Origin of the sequence: Bdellovibrio bacteriovorus str. Tiberius (genome assembly GCF_000317895.1) — a bacterium.
GTDB classification, from domain to species: domain Bacteria; phylum Bdellovibrionota; class Bdellovibrionia; order Bdellovibrionales; family Bdellovibrionaceae; genus Bdellovibrio; species Bdellovibrio bacteriovorus_F.
On record NC_019567.1, the window covers coordinates 2,410,126 to 2,425,094 of the forward strand.

19 protein-coding genes are annotated in these 14,969 nt (G+C 49.7%); 9 read left to right on the forward strand and 10 right to left on the reverse strand.

Going from position 1 to position 14,969, the window contains the following annotated elements; all coding sequences use genetic code 11:
- Positions 1–31: 31 nt before the first annotated feature.
- On the forward strand, positions 32–481 hold the full coding sequence (locus tag BDT_RS11520; RefSeq protein WP_015091420.1) for a YaiI/YqxD family protein: 450 nt from the start codon (positions 32–34) through the stop codon (positions 479–481).
- Between the two features lie 5 nt (positions 482–486).
- Here BDT_RS11520 and BDT_RS11525 read toward each other — a convergent pair whose 3' ends face one another.
- Positions 487–1,278 carry an MOSC domain-containing protein gene (locus tag BDT_RS11525; RefSeq protein ID WP_015091421.1) on the reverse strand — a complete coding sequence of 264 codons (792 nt, stop codon included), beginning with the start codon at positions 1,276–1,278 and terminating at the stop codon, positions 487–489.
- A gap of 135 nt (positions 1,279–1,413) precedes the next feature.
- Here BDT_RS11525 and BDT_RS11530 point away from each other — a divergent pair, with 135 nt between their 5' ends.
- Positions 1,414–1,977, forward strand: coding sequence for a hypothetical protein (locus BDT_RS11530; protein WP_015091422.1), 564 nt, complete (start codon positions 1,414–1,416; stop codon positions 1,975–1,977).
- Positions 1,978–2,065: 88 nt separating this feature from the next.
- Here BDT_RS11530 and BDT_RS11535 read toward each other — a convergent pair whose 3' ends face one another.
- Together BDT_RS11535 and BDT_RS11540 are read right to left on the reverse strand one after the other, a co-directional pair.
- Positions 2,066–3,037 carry a deoxyhypusine synthase family protein gene (locus tag BDT_RS11535; protein WP_015091423.1) on the reverse strand — a complete coding sequence of 324 codons (972 nt, stop codon included), beginning with the start codon at positions 3,035–3,037 and terminating at the stop codon, positions 2,066–2,068.
- A 136-nt stretch (positions 3,038–3,173) separates the two neighbouring features.
- Entirely contained in the window at positions 3,174–4,226 is a 1,053-nt protein-coding gene (locus tag BDT_RS11540; protein ID WP_235046100.1) for a class I SAM-dependent methyltransferase, read from the reverse strand.
- Positions 4,227–4,372: 146 nt separating this feature from the next.
- Here BDT_RS11540 and BDT_RS11545 point away from each other — a divergent pair, with 146 nt between their 5' ends.
- Both BDT_RS11545 and BDT_RS11550 read left to right on the forward strand, forming a co-directional pair.
- Positions 4,373–5,206: a hypothetical protein gene (locus BDT_RS11545; RefSeq protein ID WP_015091425.1), complete on the forward strand. Its 834-nt coding sequence runs from the start codon at positions 4,373–4,375 to the stop codon at positions 5,204–5,206.
- A gap of 160 nt (positions 5,207–5,366) precedes the next feature.
- Positions 5,367–6,140, forward strand: coding sequence for a hypothetical protein (locus BDT_RS11550; protein WP_051026303.1), 774 nt, complete (start codon positions 5,367–5,369; stop codon positions 6,138–6,140).
- 12 nt (positions 6,141–6,152) lie between these two features.
- Here the strand turns inward: BDT_RS11550 and BDT_RS19335 are convergent, their stop codons facing one another.
- The 3 genes from BDT_RS19335 to BDT_RS11560 are packed head-to-tail and all read right to left on the reverse strand — an operon-like array spanning position 6,153 to position 7,940.
- Positions 6,153–6,302, reverse strand: a complete 150-nt coding sequence (locus tag BDT_RS19335; protein ID WP_015091427.1) for a hypothetical protein — start codon at positions 6,300–6,302, stop codon at positions 6,153–6,155.
- A complete protein-coding gene (locus tag BDT_RS11555; protein WP_015091428.1) occupies positions 6,299–7,153 on the reverse strand; it encodes a tRNA threonylcarbamoyladenosine dehydratase in 855 nt (284 codons plus the stop codon). Before BDT_RS11555 ends, BDT_RS19335 begins: the two co-directional genes overlap by 4 nt.
- On the reverse strand, positions 7,131–7,940 hold the full coding sequence (locus BDT_RS11560) for a TatD family hydrolase (protein ID WP_015091429.1): 810 nt from the start codon (positions 7,938–7,940) through the stop codon (positions 7,131–7,133). Before BDT_RS11560 ends, BDT_RS11555 begins: the two co-directional genes overlap by 23 nt.
- A gap of 80 nt (positions 7,941–8,020) precedes the next feature.
- Here BDT_RS11560 and BDT_RS11565 point away from each other — a divergent pair, with 80 nt between their 5' ends.
- Positions 8,021–9,079, forward strand: a complete 1,059-nt coding sequence (locus BDT_RS11565; protein WP_041577744.1) for a hypothetical protein — start codon at positions 8,021–8,023, stop codon at positions 9,077–9,079.
- Between the two features lie 55 nt (positions 9,080–9,134).
- Here BDT_RS11565 and BDT_RS11570 read toward each other — a convergent pair whose 3' ends face one another.
- Positions 9,135–9,773, reverse strand: a complete 639-nt coding sequence (locus BDT_RS11570) for a DedA family protein (protein WP_015091431.1) — start codon at positions 9,771–9,773, stop codon at positions 9,135–9,137.
- A 132-nt stretch (positions 9,774–9,905) separates the two neighbouring features.
- Here BDT_RS11570 and BDT_RS11575 point away from each other — a divergent pair, with 132 nt between their 5' ends.
- Positions 9,906–10,757: an RluA family pseudouridine synthase gene (locus tag BDT_RS11575; RefSeq protein ID WP_015091432.1), complete on the forward strand. Its 852-nt coding sequence runs from the start codon at positions 9,906–9,908 to the stop codon at positions 10,755–10,757.
- Here the strand turns inward: BDT_RS11575 and BDT_RS11580 are convergent.
- Positions 10,754–11,674 (reverse strand): hypothetical protein, encoded by a 921-nt coding sequence (locus BDT_RS11580; RefSeq protein WP_015091433.1) that lies wholly within the window; start codon positions 11,672–11,674, stop codon positions 10,754–10,756. The genes BDT_RS11575 and BDT_RS11580 overlap by 4 nt on opposite strands.
- Before the next feature lie 149 nt (positions 11,675–11,823).
- Between BDT_RS11580 and BDT_RS11585 the strand changes: the two genes are divergently transcribed.
- The 3 genes from BDT_RS11585 to BDT_RS11595 all read left to right on the forward strand — a co-directional run bounded on the left by BDT_RS11585 (position 11,824) and on the right by BDT_RS11595 (position 13,705).
- Complete coding sequence (locus BDT_RS11585) at positions 11,824–13,011, forward strand: endonuclease/exonuclease/phosphatase family protein (RefSeq protein ID WP_015091434.1); 1,188 nt, start codon at positions 11,824–11,826, stop codon at positions 13,009–13,011.
- Between the two features lie 177 nt (positions 13,012–13,188).
- On the forward strand, positions 13,189–13,470 hold the full coding sequence (locus tag BDT_RS11590) for a BrnT family toxin (protein WP_041577746.1): 282 nt from the start codon (positions 13,189–13,191) through the stop codon (positions 13,468–13,470).
- Complete coding sequence (locus tag BDT_RS11595) at positions 13,454–13,705, forward strand: hypothetical protein (RefSeq protein WP_015091436.1); 252 nt, start codon at positions 13,454–13,456, stop codon at positions 13,703–13,705. The genes BDT_RS11590 and BDT_RS11595 overlap by 17 nt, the downstream gene beginning before the upstream one ends.
- Before the next feature lie 47 nt (positions 13,706–13,752).
- Here the strand turns inward: BDT_RS11595 and BDT_RS11600 are convergent, their stop codons facing one another.
- Together BDT_RS11600 and BDT_RS11605 are read right to left on the reverse strand one after the other, a co-directional pair.
- Positions 13,753–13,932, reverse strand: a complete 180-nt coding sequence (locus BDT_RS11600) for a hypothetical protein (RefSeq protein ID WP_041577748.1) — start codon at positions 13,930–13,932, stop codon at positions 13,753–13,755.
- A gap of 58 nt (positions 13,933–13,990) precedes the next feature.
- Entirely contained in the window at positions 13,991–14,944 is a 954-nt protein-coding gene (locus tag BDT_RS11605) for a hypothetical protein (RefSeq protein ID WP_015091437.1), read from the reverse strand.
- Between the last annotated feature and the right edge of the window lie 25 nt (positions 14,945–14,969).

Below are 14,969 nucleotides of genomic sequence, written 5' to 3' on the forward strand. Positions count from 1 at the left end.
CCGGGTTCATTTTTGGTCTGAAACTTCAGTGATGCTGAATATATTTATTGATGCTGACGGATGCCCAGTTAAAGAAGAAACCTACAAAGTGGCTGAGCGCTATCAACTGAAGGTCTTCGTCGTCGCCAACAAATACCTCAACGTCCCGCAAGATTCCCGCATCGAAATGATTGTGGCCTCGAGCGACTTTGATGCCGCCGACGATTGGATCGTAGAACACACGCAAGCCGGTGATATCGTCATTACCGCCGACATCCTGTTAGCTGAAAGATGCGTAAAAAAACAGGTTCGAGTCATAGGAATCAAAGGTATCGAATTCACCGAAGACAGCATCGGCTCTGCCGTTGCCACCCGCGAACTAATGCAAAATCTAAGACATATGGGAGAAGTTCGCGGCGGTCCGGCACCCATGGACAAAAAGGACCGTTCAAAGTTTCTAAGCACTCTGGATCAGGTCATTCAACAGCTTAAACGCAAATAAATGAGCTACTCCAGCACGTCCAGAGCATCACCCAGCTTAATCACGCCGGTGTTTTCCGGAATCCACAACGTACCGAAAAATACGGAAGTTCCCTCGCGACGATAGCCAGCCAGGGTTTTCAAAGGCTCAGGCCCGTTGGCAACACCTGTCGCCTGATCAATCGTGGTGATCGTGCAGCGCGAACAGCGCTTGGGTTGCGAAAACACCACGTCCCCGATGCGGATCTTTTTCCATTTGTCTTCCTCGAACGGAACGTTGCCGGAATAAATGATGTTGCCGCGGAAGCGATCCATGGTGACCGGGGTTTCCAGTCGAGAATTCAGTTCATCCAGACTTTTGGTGTTGATCAACTGAACAGGTCTGCCGTCAGCAAAGCGCACTTCCGGTTTCCATGCCTTGTCAGTAGAAAGCACACGGCGCTGGGAATACGGTGCATAGCGCACCAGACGGCAGTTCACCCCCAGATACTGGGACAGGGCCTGGGAATACAAGTCCGGCTCTAAAGCCGCTTCAAAGGTGTCGTTCCAGACCTGCACCTTGACCTGACGTTTGAAAGAATTGTTGGTGGAAATTTTAAAGAACATCTTTTGAAATCCAACGGTCAGGGCGGTGTCTTCATAAAACACCTCGACAGTCGCAAGCTTTGGAAGCGTGCGCTGGGAAATAAATTTACCGTTTTCATCCACCAGCATCCACTGACGATCCCCAACCGGCCCCTCATGGGTCATGGTCATCTGGTTGATCTTTTGCGCACGAGCGGATTTCAGAGGATAGATGCAAAGCTGTTCAATTTTCATGGGACTATGCTTTCTCTTTGCAGTCCTTATTGCAAGCCATGACTACCCGCCGCCATGTATGGAGCCATTCTGTCCCCTGAAAGGCTGGCCCCGCAGTTGCAATAAATCCTCTTCGCCACTGGGAGGGGCAAAAAAATGAAAACCATCATTTTCACATTGATCCTTGGAATCTTTCTTCAAGCCACAGCTTTTGCACAAAGTGAAGGCACACTGGAACAACGTATCGCCGACCTGCAGGCCCGCATGGAACAGGCACAGAGCACGGATGAAATGCTGGCTCTTAGTGATGAGCTGATCGCCTTGACGGATGAATACATCGCCCGACACCCGGTCAAACCCGCCCCCGTTATCCCCAATGAAGTTCGCACAGTGAAGGCCGACAAATTCGGCGCCAGCCGCCACACGCTGGATGTCTGGGGTTCTTACCGCAAGATCATCATCCGCTGCGTGGAAGGACAAGTTGTCTTTGAAAACACTCCTCGAGTCATCGCCCAAAGCGAAGAGCGCGTGACCATGAATTATATCTATAAAATGAGAGCCGGTGAAACCGTGGAGTTTGATCTGGGTCACTACACCTTTGATCGCCACTTCGGCCAGAGATACTCTGAAACCCTGGATGTGCGCAGCCTGATTCTGGATATCTCCAGCCCGAACATCATCGGCAGCCGCGGCCGTCTGGAAATCGAATTCGTTCGCTAAAAAAGAAAAAGGGCGCCGCTTCCGGTGCCCTTTTCTTTGATTTCAGAGATTTTCCAATCCCCAATTTCTAATTTTTAATCTCTGCAAACTACTTACCCATTACATAAGCGAAGATCAGAGGCGCAACGATAGTTGCATCGGATTCAACGATGTAGCTAGGAGTTGTCGGAGCCAGTTTACCCCAGGTGATTTTTTCGTTCGGAATCGCACCAGAGTATGAACCGTAAGAAGTTGTAGAATCAGAGATCTGAGCGAAGTAGCTCCACAATGGAATGTCTTCGTGACCCAAATCCTGTTCCAGCATTGGAACAACACAGATTGGGAAGTCGCCGGCGATACCGCCACCGATCTGGAAGAAGCCCACTGGTGCTTTTTTGGAAGCACTCATGTACCACTCAGCCCAGGTTTTCATGTACTCGATACCACCTTTAACAGTGGTGGATTTTTTGATGTCACCTTTGATGATGTGACCAGTGAAGATGTTACCCAAAGTGGAGTCTTCCCAGCCTGGAACAACCATTGGAAGGTTCTTTTCAGCAGCCGCCAGCAACCAGGAATTTTTTGGATCGATCTGGTAGTACTGGTTCAATTTGCCGGAAAGAAGGATTTTGTACATGAATTCGTGCGGGAAGTAAGACTCACCTTTGGAGTCAGCATCCTGCCAGTATTCCAAAACCACGTTCTCGATACGACGGATAGCTTCTTCTTCAGGGATGCACGTGTCAGTAACACGGTTCAAGTGCTTCTCAAGCAATTTTTGCTCGTCAGCCGGAGTCAGATCACGATAGTTCGGGATGCGCACGTAATGATCGTGAGCAACCAGGTTGAACACGTCTTCTTCAAGGTTCGCACCTGTGCAAGAGATCGCGTGAACTTTACCCATGCGGATCATTTCAGCCAAAGAAAGACCCAGTTCCGCTGTAGACATGGCACCTGCCAAAGTCACCAGCATCTGGCCACCGTTATCCATGTGAAGTTTGTAGCCTTTAGCAGCATCTTTCAATGCAGCGGCGTTGAAGTGACGGTAGTGATGATCGATAAACTGAGTAATTGGACCCATGAGTTCTCCTTGTAGCTTTATTCAAGTGGCAAGGAAACTACCAGAAACAAAGCAAAACACAAGTCTAAAAACTTGAGTCCTTTTGGAGTGTTACCCCGTTTCCGGGATTTGAAAACATCAATTCAAAAAAACGACACTACTCTGAGGGTTTACGCGCCAAAAGGGCTTTGGCAAAAAATCCCTGATCCTTATGCAGCCCCTCAAAACCGGCCGCGATCATGAGGCCTTCCATCGGATTTTGGGTGTAGTTTTTGTAAAACGGCTCATGGAAATCCACGGGGAATTGCTCCAAAGCCCACTCAAATTCGTGAGTGTCCTCTGCCTGCAGGGAATCCACCAGCCCATAGGCCCCGCCCGGTTTCAACACGCGGAAGCCTTCGGCAATCACACGACGACGGATTTCATGAGGCAGTTCATGGAACATAAAGCAGGAATAAACCAGATCAAACCTGGCATCCTGGAACGGCAGCTCTTCCGCCGCCCCTTGCACAAAATCCAGGCGGTCAAATTCATGCAGATTATCCTGGGCTTTTTTCAAGTACGGATAACTTAAATCCAACACTGTGATCTTGGCCTTTGGGTATGCAAGCTTCATGAATCTTGTCAGGCGCCCCGTTCCCGCTCCGACTTCCAAAAAATGCAGACCAGCGCCGTCACCAGGGTGAGTCTGTTTTGCCAAGGGGATAATCAGGCGTCTCATGGCATCGGCAGAACCCGAGAACAGGATTTCAACCTGATGCTCGTACAGTTCGGCGGATTCCCTAGTCAGATAGCCTCCGGTTTGAAAGTGGAAGTTTCGCTGATAGTACTCGGGCAGATCCTTCATGAAGTTTTCAGCTTCGCCATCAAAGTCATGGGCGGACTTGTCCTTGCGGCGTTTGGCGATGGAATACCCATCATAAATGATTCGCGGATAGCGCATGAAGTGGCGGGCGACGGTTTCAGGTTTTAAAACCTCCACCGGGTAAATTCCTTGAGCGATATTTTCGCTGTCTTTTTTTAAAAGCCGGAAAAGCTCGCGGTACGCCAGGCGCAGCTTGTGCGGATCGATGTTCTTGTGAGGCTTCTTGCCACCCGTGGTGATAAATTCAAAAAAAGGCAGTGTCCACTGCTGGGCTGCGAACCCCGCTGAACGCGCCAGTGAATACCCCAGAGTGATTTTGTCCTGATAAGGAATCTTGATCTTCATAGACAAGGCCTCCATCCACTATTTTACCGCCGGAGTTTGGGAAAAAACAAGAATCCCCCAGCGTGATTCCCGGTGTCACTTTGGTTTGGCACAAAGGTTGTAAGGCACCTATTGCCCGTCTGATTGTCACCACAAAGGAGATACCTGTGCTTACCAAAACCGCCGCTGTCATTTTGCTGTTGTCACTGTGTTGTACCGTTTCCATGGCCGCCGACGATTCCAAAGTCAGCCGCAGCCTTGATGAAATTTCTGTTGCTAAAGAGCAAACCCGACTGGTCATGGGCCAAGTCTCCAGCCCTGATCAAAAAGAACGCCTGCGCTATGTGACGGACCGACTGAATTCCGCTGAAGAACTTCTGCGTCAGGCTCTGGGTGGAGCCGGCGGCTCCACTCCTCCCCCACCGACTTATGGTTCTGTCGAACTCTTCCGCTCTGACTCTTGTTCTGGCAGCCTGATTGGCACCGTCAGCGCGGCCTCCAGCTGCGAAAGATTTTCTTCTGCCGGTGACACCTGGGGAGTTCGCATCAACGGTCAGTGCCTGAACATCTCGGACACATCATCCGTGAAAGCCTGTGAATCATTCAAGGGTGGCGCAGATCCTCGCGCTGTGACCATTTACACTTCCGACTCGTGCTCAGGCAATGCGATCGCCGCAATCAGCGCCGGTTCTCAGTGCGAAAACTTTGACAGCACCGGCTCCAGCGCTTGGGCTGTAAAAATCGATGGCAAGTGCCAGAACATCAGCGACACGGCACCAGCCAAGGCGTGCGCGGCCTTCAAGGGTGCCAGCACTCCGGGCACAGTGAAAATCTTCAACTCGGATTCCTGTTCTGGAAACATGGTGGCGGCCGTAGACTACAACACTCGCTGCGAAAGTCTAAGAGGCCTGCCTGCTGCGTGGGGAATTGAAGTCAACGGCCGCTGTGAAAATATCAGCGACCTGGATATCGTTTCAGCCTGCGAACGTTACAGACCGTAATTTTTCATCGCCCGAACTGACGACTCCAGTCTTGTTGACATCATCATGATGTCTCAAGCTGGGTCGTTCCCCAACCTGCTGGGAACGAAATACCCGGAAATCTTACGGGTTATTCTAATAAGGCCTCGGATTTAATCCGATAAAATATACCGGAGGCCTTATGAACCATCGGTACGTTCTGCTCTGTCTGACGACAGCGCTATTTTCCACCGGCTGCGTGCTGCAAGCACACCTGACTCCGGCGATTGCCAATGTTGAAAATGAAGTCAATCTGGGATCTTCGCAAGCCGGATTCACCGCCGTCTTCAAAGCGAACAACACACCGCTGTTTGGAATTTATGATGAAAACACGACATCAGCAGTGCTGACCGGCGTCTGTAAACCCGGCGATCTGATCGTGATCCTTGGGGCCGGCGAGGTCGTCAAGAACCCTTCCTTGTTCTGTCCTGAAAATGGTGTGTGGTCGACCAGCATCGACTTGACGATTTACCCTGGCTACAGTTCATCGGACTCAACCCAACCCATTTCAGCAAGCACACGCGGAAGCTCAAATTCTTCTGTTAACATTCATCTGACTTATTCACCGACGGCTATCCCTGCCGCGGGGGCTGGTTCCTACATCTACTTCTCCAACGGAAAGACATATCTCAGCTCAATAGCCGGTGGCGGAACTCAGACCGGAAGTTTTTCCCAGCGCATCTCGCACATCGGTCTGACGCAGAAAATGCAATATCAATATCGCATGGAAATATATAGAGCAGGCTCTCTGCATCTGACTCTGGGTACCAGCACAAGCCTTACCAGCCCCCTAGAAATCACCGCGCCCTACACATGGCAAAATGGCGACACAGTGAAGGTGACACCATTTGATTCTTCCGGTGACAAATCCAGTATCAATGTCGCGATACCGGATCCTGCAGGTGTCAGTATATAATTGAGTTGGAAGTTAGTTTTGAACAGAAGCGGCGGCTGCAGTAGCGGCCGCTTTTCTTTTGGCTTTGCCTTCCTTGTACCAGTGCCAGAAGGTGACACCCAGGAAACCAAAGCTGAACAGAATAATCAAAGTCATCAGAACGAACCAGGCAAGTACAATCATGCTTTAGCCTCGTTCTGCGCCTGAGCGTGGATTTCATTCACGATGTGGGAAGCCATGGCCAAACCAAAAGCCCCCGTCACATAGCTTGCAGTCCCCCAGATCACGTTACGGCTGTCACAGTTGTGCAGATCGTTCTGACCTTTAGGGCATACACATTTGAAACCCTGACCGTGGTCGTATTTCAGCTCTACCGGCTGAATCGGAGTTTCATCAGAGAAGATGCAAGGAATGCCGAAGTTCTTTTCCGGGAAATCATATTTCTGGCGCAGCATTTTGCGCACTTGCGCCGCCATTGGATCAACATACGTGTCGGCCAAATCGGCCTTCTTGATACGAAGTGGATCCATCTTCGCCGCAGAACCACCGGAAGTGATGACTTTGATACCACGCTCACGGCAGGTCGCCAGCAAGTGGGTTTTCGCAGTCAAGTTATCGATAGCATCCACGATATAGTCCGGCTTATGGGACAACATCATTTCAGAATTTTCAGCGTTGTAGAATTCCGGAATCACCGTGACGTTGTTCTGCGGATTGATTTTGCGCAGACGTTCGCCCATCACTTCGGCTTTCTTTTTACCCACCAGGCCTTGTAAAGCATGCAACTGGCGATTGGCGTTGGTGATGCAGATTTCATCAAAATCAATAATGGTCAGCTTGCCGACGCCGGAACGAGCCAGGGACTCAGCAGCCCAAGAACCCACGCCGCCCAATCCAATCACCATCACGTGAGTGTTGAAAAGGCGCTTCATCACCTCATCACCCACCAAACGACCCATACGATCGAAACGGCGGTGCAAAACGTACTCAGTTTCCTGAGGTTGAGGCAAATTAGGTGATTGTGTGGTTTCCATGAAAAAGTCTCCGAAAGTTTGCAGTAGTGATATCTAATATTTCCAGAGGATCAAGTGATTTTAGCTCCCCTATAGTTCTTGCCACCTCCCAGATGCTTTCTGGGGGATTTAGGCGGCCTTTATAGGCAGGAGGCCCCTGATCCGGGCTGTCACTTTCAATTAAAAGCATTTCCAGCGGAACTTCACGCACCGCCTGATGCAGCTTCTGATTGTCCGGGCGACACACCGGGCCCCCAACGGACAGCATAAGGCCCCTTTGCAGGAACTCCTGCGCCTTATAAGCACTGCCGTTGAACGAGTGTACCATGCCTTTTTGCTTTGGCAGCCCCCACACGTCCATGATCTTAAGACCTTCCTCGTGAGCCTGTACCAGATGCAGAACCAACGGCTTCCCCGTGATATGCCCCAGTTCCAACTGTTGCTCAAATACGCCAATCTGGCGCTCCATCGAGTCTTTCATGATATGCGGGCGAAAATCCAAGCCAAGCTCCCCCAAACCATCGGCTTCAGGCAGGGCCTGCGCCAGCAGATCCAGAGCCTGCTCACATTCATCGTCTTCATGAGCCGCCACCCAATACGGATGCAGTCCAAAGCAAAGACCGATATGGCGGGGATGGCGCGCTTTGATTTCACGCTGGCGCTGCCAGTCTTCGGGGTCCACGCCCCCTTGCATAAAGAAGGCGATGCCCTTTGTGCGGGCTTCATCGATAATAGTATCCACCTGTCCCTGCCATCGCAGGTCCGCAAGGTGTCCGTGAGCATCGATCCAATAGCCAAATCCAACCATAGGTCTAGGTTATATCCCGAAAACCCGGACTCGAACAAGGCCGCAGTTCAACCGATAACAACAGACATGTAGGAGTATGTATGAAGCATAAAAGCTTGCGTTTGGGTTTTGACGTTACCATGGAAAAGGGTTCCACCTGGAAACCTGTGAAGGTTCAATTCTGGAATCAACCATCTGCTTACGATAAATTCAAAGCGTCTGAGCCATTCAAGTACATGTCTGACGCCTTGGTGGGATTGTCTCTGGTCAAATTGAATCATTACATCAAAAGCCCGGTGGCAACTCCCCACCTGGATTATAATTTTGCGAGCGAAGCCTGGAAGGCCCTGGATCCTCACACCGAGCTTTACGAACGCTCTTTGCCACGCGTACGTGCATTGCAGTCTCACATCGCCGTTGTGAATCCGGATCTGTGTGCCGAGTTTGAAGCTAACTTCAACGAACACTTTGAAACGGCATTGAAGCCCTGGGGCGTGGACCTGACGGCTTTGTGGCCGCTTCTGGACAGCTTCAGCTGGTTTGAAACAAAAATGGGGCAGCCGTTGATGTACAACTTCGGTTTGAACTTCTCTAAACCGTTTGTCGACAAGCTTCAGTATCTTTATTCCTTCCTGTACAACCTGCGCAGCCTGGTGGCGGTGGATCACAACGCTCACGTTGAAGACCCATCCCATGAAGGTGTTAAAGTGGATGCCATCACGGACTATCTGCCGCGCGCGGAATACGTGGTGAATGATGCTTTGCTGTACTGGAACTTCAAAAAGTTCTCTCAGCCGTTTGCGGGTCCTAAAACTCCGGACAGCCGTGTTGAAAAACTGCTAGTGAACCCGATGGAAAAAGCCTTCCATAAGTATTCTCACAATGCCTGCCACCTGGTGGACAATCTGCCGAAAAACTTCATCGAATCTTTAAGCCCGATGGAGCTGGAAGAGGCCTTCTATCTTGTTCAGATGGACTGGTTGCTGGGTTCCCCTGCCGGTTTGTTGTTCAAAATCCGCGAAGAGATCTTTGCCCTGCAAAGTGGTTATGAGAAAATCTTCTGGAAAGATGTCGAGCCTAAATTCCACTCGAAACCAGTCAGTCTGCACCTGTGCTGTGAGGTGACTCCGGAAGCGGTCTTCGGCAGCAATGCTGCTTAATCTGAGTTCATGAATTAAAAACTAAAAAGCCCAGCTTCGAGCTGGGCTTTTCTTTTTAGCGACTGGCAGCGCGGGTCGACCAGCGCTGATGGATCTTCTTGGCAACAAAGTAAATAACTAAAAGACCGATGATTCCGAAAAGAACCAGTTTGAACTGACGCAGGTACTTCAGGATCGGCTCCCCGTAATGCGCCAACAGGTAAATCTGGGTCGGCACGCTGATCAAAGCGGCAATACCGTCGATCACCAGGAACTTCCACACAGGATATCTCAGCATCCCGCAAGCCAAGTGACCTGGGAAACGCAAACCCGGAGTAAAACGGAAGATACCACAAGCATAGGCGCCGTATTTGTGAGTCCATTCTTCCACACGTTTCATCATGTGCTCAGGGAAGAACTTGTGAACTCTGGGGTGATAAAGAAGCTTTCGTCCAAACACCCTGCCTATCACATAGATCAGGGTGTCACTGGCCACGACGGCCGTAAAGGCTATGATGGCGGCGGTATGAACATTGACGACGGGAGCGCCCTCATAGGGGGGCGGAAAATGCGCAGGGTGGGCACCCATAAAGGCCAAAATACCCACGCTAATAAGGGTGACTTCTTCCGGCAGCGGGAAACCAACGGCAGACAATGCCATCATCGCGATCAAACCGGCGTAAACCATCCCCGGCTGATACGCAAACTGAGACATCCATTGAAATATTGGCTCGTTAGCAAACTCCAAACTGCATCTCTCCTTGAGGACCTTACTATGGATGAAACTGTCTCACTTGAACACCCTTGCTACACCGTGCTATGAGTGTTTCTAACAGAAGATTGAAATATGCAGAGTGCCAGAGGATTTGAATACGGAGTTAGACATATATTAAGCCCCCAGGCTGGTGGGCTTTGTGATGTATTATTAGGCAATCTGGAACTTGATCGTGAACAAATTGAATTTCTTCTGCATCTGGGTGCCATTTACCACAATCATCAGCGCACGACAGAAGATTCCTCGGTTTCTGTTGGCGACTATATCAGGGTCCATACAAAACCACGCCGATTCACCGCCAACGACGGTCAATGGAGATCCCGTATCGTCTTTGAAAACGAACACTTTGTGGTGGCCAACAAAATCTCGGGCCTGCCCGTTCACGCCAGCGTTGATAATCTGCATGAAAATCTTCAGTCGTATCTGCAACAGACCTTAAATCAAACCGTGTACGTGACTCACCGGCTGGATGTTCCCACGCGCGGGTTGATCGTCTATGCAAAGACGCCCGAATTCCAAAGCGAATTCAACAAACTGCTGATCGCGCGCGAGATGAACAAGATCTATCGTGCCCGCGTGCAAGGACAGAATCTTTCCACCGGATTGTTGCAGCATTATATGGAACCGTCCCCGCGCGCCCCGAAAGTGGTCAGCAAAGAAATGCAACCCAAGTGGCAGGAATGCCTTCTTGAAATTCTTGAGTTTTCAAAACTGGAAAACGGTCTGGGCGAAGCGCGCATCAAACTTCACACCGGGCGCACGCATCAGATTCGTGCGCAGCTTTCAGCAGAAGGTCATCCAATTGTGGGTGATGTGGCGTATGGAGCTTTGAAAGTCTGGGAAGAAGAAAGAATCGAACTTGAAGCCTGTGAGCTGGCGTTTAAAAACCCGCTCACAGGGGAACATCACGAATTTAAAATCTAGAACAAGAACGCATTCGTCATTACGAAGTACTGAGTGTTCTCTGGCTGACCGAAGGCGATGTCTTTACCGCGATAGGAATTCAGAACTGTTGTATTCGTCGCGCCCACCAGGAAGCTAACGCCACGAACCGGACGAATGCCCACACTCACCTGATAGAACGCTTTGGTCACGTGACGAGGCTCGATGCCTTCGATCGTGGAAGAATGGTACCAGTCTTCTTCAATACCGATACGTGGTTTGAAAGAGAAGTACTTGTTGATATCAGCAACAACCTCTACGAAATGCTCCAAGGAAGCCTGTTTGTTCGCCTGACGAGGATCGGAAACATAGTTCCCGTCATCAAACTGAGGCATGTCATAATTGAAGCTCGCGGTGCGGCTCTGCCAGTAGTAATCAGGTTTGATACCGTAAGAGATCGAAGAGAATCGGCCGATGGAATATTCCAGATAAAGTTCCGCACGGAATTTTGCGATCAGACCGGAGTCTTGAGAGAACGTGCTGGTTGGAAGATAAACTTTCGCGTTACCGGAAAGATCGATGTCACCGATGTAGCCCAGATCGTACATGGAATAAACCGCGTGCACATCAGACAGCATCGTTTCAGATTTCACCTGGTCGCCGTATTCGTTCTGACCAGCAGTATTGAAGATGAACGGAACACGCAAAGAGAACTTTTCATCTGCATTCACTTTATAGTTCATGCTGATGTACGTGTAAGAGTCCTGAGAACGACCGTCAGTCTGTTTTTTACCCGGCTTCATGTTGGCTTGAGAAACCACGTTGAACAAAGTGAAGTTCCAGTTTCTGCGCAGGGAATCACCTACGGACATGACCAGGCTTTCTTCACGCTCCTGAGCTTGAGCGAAAGGGGCAAGACAAGAGAAAACAAGGGACAGTGCCAGGGCCTTTTTAAACATGGAAGCTCCTTAGGGATCAAAATTCGCTGGAAATATGCCATAGTGCGCCACGTTACACAATAGCCAATATTTAGACAGTATGAGTCTCAATAAATTCCTAAAACTCTTTCAACTTGAGTCCCCTGTCCCCATCCCTTACAACTGAGGACATGAAAAATTTACTGCAACTTAAGAACCTGACCCTTGCTCTTCTTCTGTCCCTGCTAGTTGGTTGTGCCGTCACCTTCAAAAAGGCCGAGTTTAGCCTGCCACCGAAGGCCGCTGACGAGGTTTCCGTGATGTCGTTCAACGTCGAAAACCTGTTCGACACGACCCACGATGAAAACCGCAACGACTACACTTATATGCCTTTGGCGGTGAAACAGAAGGATCCAAAAATCGTTCAAGCCTGCAAAGACACCAACGACAGCGCTTACCGCGTGGGCGAGTGCCTTTCCACGGACTGGAGCGAGGAACAGCTGGATAAAAAGCTGCAAAACCTTTCCAAGGTGGTTCTGGGCGTTGACGGCGTGGGCCCTGACGTTTTGATGCTGATCGAAGTCGAAAACGAAAACGTTCTGAATATCTGGAACAAAAAATACCTTCAAAAAGCCGGCTACAGCACCGTGATCCTGATCGAGGGCCCGGACAAGCGTGGTATCGATCTGGGCTTGATGTCCCGTCTGCCTGTGGTTGGAAAACCGGTTCTGCACCCCATCCCTTGGAAGCCTAAAAACGACGAAGACAAAAAATGGATGGAAGCATCCCGTGGCGTCCTGGAAGTGACCCTGAAGGCTCCTAATGGCGATCCTATCACCTTCCTGACAGCCCACTTCCCGTCCCAGGCCAATCCGACTTACTGGCGTCAACAGGCTGCGGAGTTCGTGGCTAAATTGATCAAAGACAAGGGGCCGGACACCATGGTTATTGCCGGCGGTGACTTGAACATCACCCACGAGGAAGAAAGCAAAGAACACATCTTCCGTGACACCTTCAGCCCGGTGGGTGACGTTTCCCACTTTGTAGGCTGCAAAGAGTGCCCGGGCACACATAACTATCGTAAGAGCTGGTCTTTCCTGGATGCGCACATCTATTCCAAAGCGCTTCTGGAAAAAGGTTCTGGCAGCTATAAAATGGAACCAAACACCATCGATGTGATCCGCTACGACGACGTTCACCTGAAAAAGGGCAAATACCCTCTTCGTTGGGATTACGACCGTCAGATCGGCGTGGCCGATCACTTCCCGCTGTATGTTCGTCTGAAACAGCGTGGCCCGGCGAAAACTCCTGTTAAGGATGAAGCCGCCGCAAAAGAAACAAACCCCGCTAAAGACGCTAAAAAGACGAAAAAGAAGTAGTCTTCAGACGCTCAAAATAAAAAAGCCGCTGATCAAAGATCGCGGCTTTTTTTATTGCCGAATCACGCACCATTCTGCTCCCCAAATCGAATCTATTCTTCCTCGCACTTCCCCCACTTCTTGCAAAATCTCCTTATTGAAAAAGTATATACATTGTATTACACTAAGGAGGTCGCTTTGGAATTCGAGTGGAACTCGTCCAAAGAGAGGATTAACCACAAAAAGCACGGCATCTGGTTTGACGAAGCGAAGACCTGCTGGTCAGACAGCCATTCACTGGAGTTCTATGACGAGCCTCACAGCCAATCCGAGGATCGCTTTTTAAAGCTAGGGTACTCATTAAAAGGACGCCTGCTGATGACATCCTTTTGTGAGCGTGTACATGGCAATACAATTCGTCTTATCTCGTCCCGCAGGGCCACCGACAAGGAAAGAGGATTTTATGAAGAAAGAATATGATCTTAAAAATCTGAAACAAAAGAAAAGCCGTACTGTCTCCAAAGACGAGGTGGGCAAGACACTTATCAGCATGCGCATCAACACCAACGATCTGGTTGATCTTAAAACTGAAGCTGATCGGCTTGGTATCCCCTATCAAACTCTTATGGGAAGCATACTGCATCGATATATAACCGGAGAGCTCCTGGACAAAAAAGGCGCAGAAATCCTAAAGATGATCAAAGACGTCTCTTAAAAATAAAAAGCCGCAGATCAAAGATCGCGGCTTTTTTTGTTCAGACTCTATTCCCAGCGAACCAGACTATTGAGTTCTTGTATCGCCTTATTTACTGCAACCTGTAAATTTCCAGGTAAGGTATTAATATCAAGCGACTTTAAGACCACTTGAGCTTCGCCAACCAGTTCGCCCCCGGTTGAGGCTCCTTCAATGGCGTCCTTAAGAGACCGGGCTTCTGTCGACATCCCGGCCTTTTCCAGCAAGTCCACTATTGTGTAGAGATTCTTGATATGTTGCACGGACCTAGTAGATAAGCATCAAAGAAAGATCAATCGTCGGACGCGCGCCACAAGCACCGTAAGTGGACTTGAAGCTGGACTGAGTTACTTCAATGCCTTCAGCTGTAGAGATCATGTTCTTCGGGTTTTTACCCTTCATCACGGTATCAAAGATCGCCACGTTACAAAGACCCTGAAGCTCAACAGACATTTTTTCGGCCTTCATGGAGGAAGTCCAAGGTTTCTTGCCTTCTTCTTTGATGTAGTCCAGTTTCGCATCAGCCTTTTTAACTGTGGCCTTGCCCGCCAGAAGTTCTTCCAAAGAAACTTCCAGTTTTTCAGAGAACTCATACTGCTCGCGTGTCGCCGCGTTTTTCAGACGACCATTGATAACACCTTTAGCAGTGATGCTGACTTTCAGAACACCGTTTTCATTCAGGGCTTCAACAACTGCTTCGTCTTCGTTCATGTTCACGAAGGTTTTTTCCAGATTCTTCTGATCCAGAGAATTGCGGGATTTTTTGGAAACAGCTTTCACCGTCGCCACCTGACCATCAACATAAGTCACATCGATGTCCCAGGTTTTAGTCAAAGTATTCGCGAATTCACCTTTGGATGTCGTGTAAGCTGTAACCACTTTATCAGCCACCAGTTTCACAGTGTCGCCACCGTCATCACGCTTGGTCACTTCCGCCTTGTAAACAGACTTGTTAACGTCCTGGGAATCCAGAGCGTAACGAAGCACTTCCAGACCTTCCAGCTGCTTACCTACGATAAGTGTGGTGCTGGAGAAAGAGCCGAACTGGAACTTGAAGCCCTGTTGGCCGGCTTTTTTGTTCTTATTGTTCTTGCGTTCGTTCTGCGCGATGATTTTTTTACGAACGGCATCAGAAGTAACCGCTTCGTCTTTCGGCGTACAGGCTGTCGTCAAAAGTGCAGATGAAATAAATAGGACTGAAAGTAGTTTGGCTGTTTTCATGGAAAAGGAATGTAGCCGGAAAGGA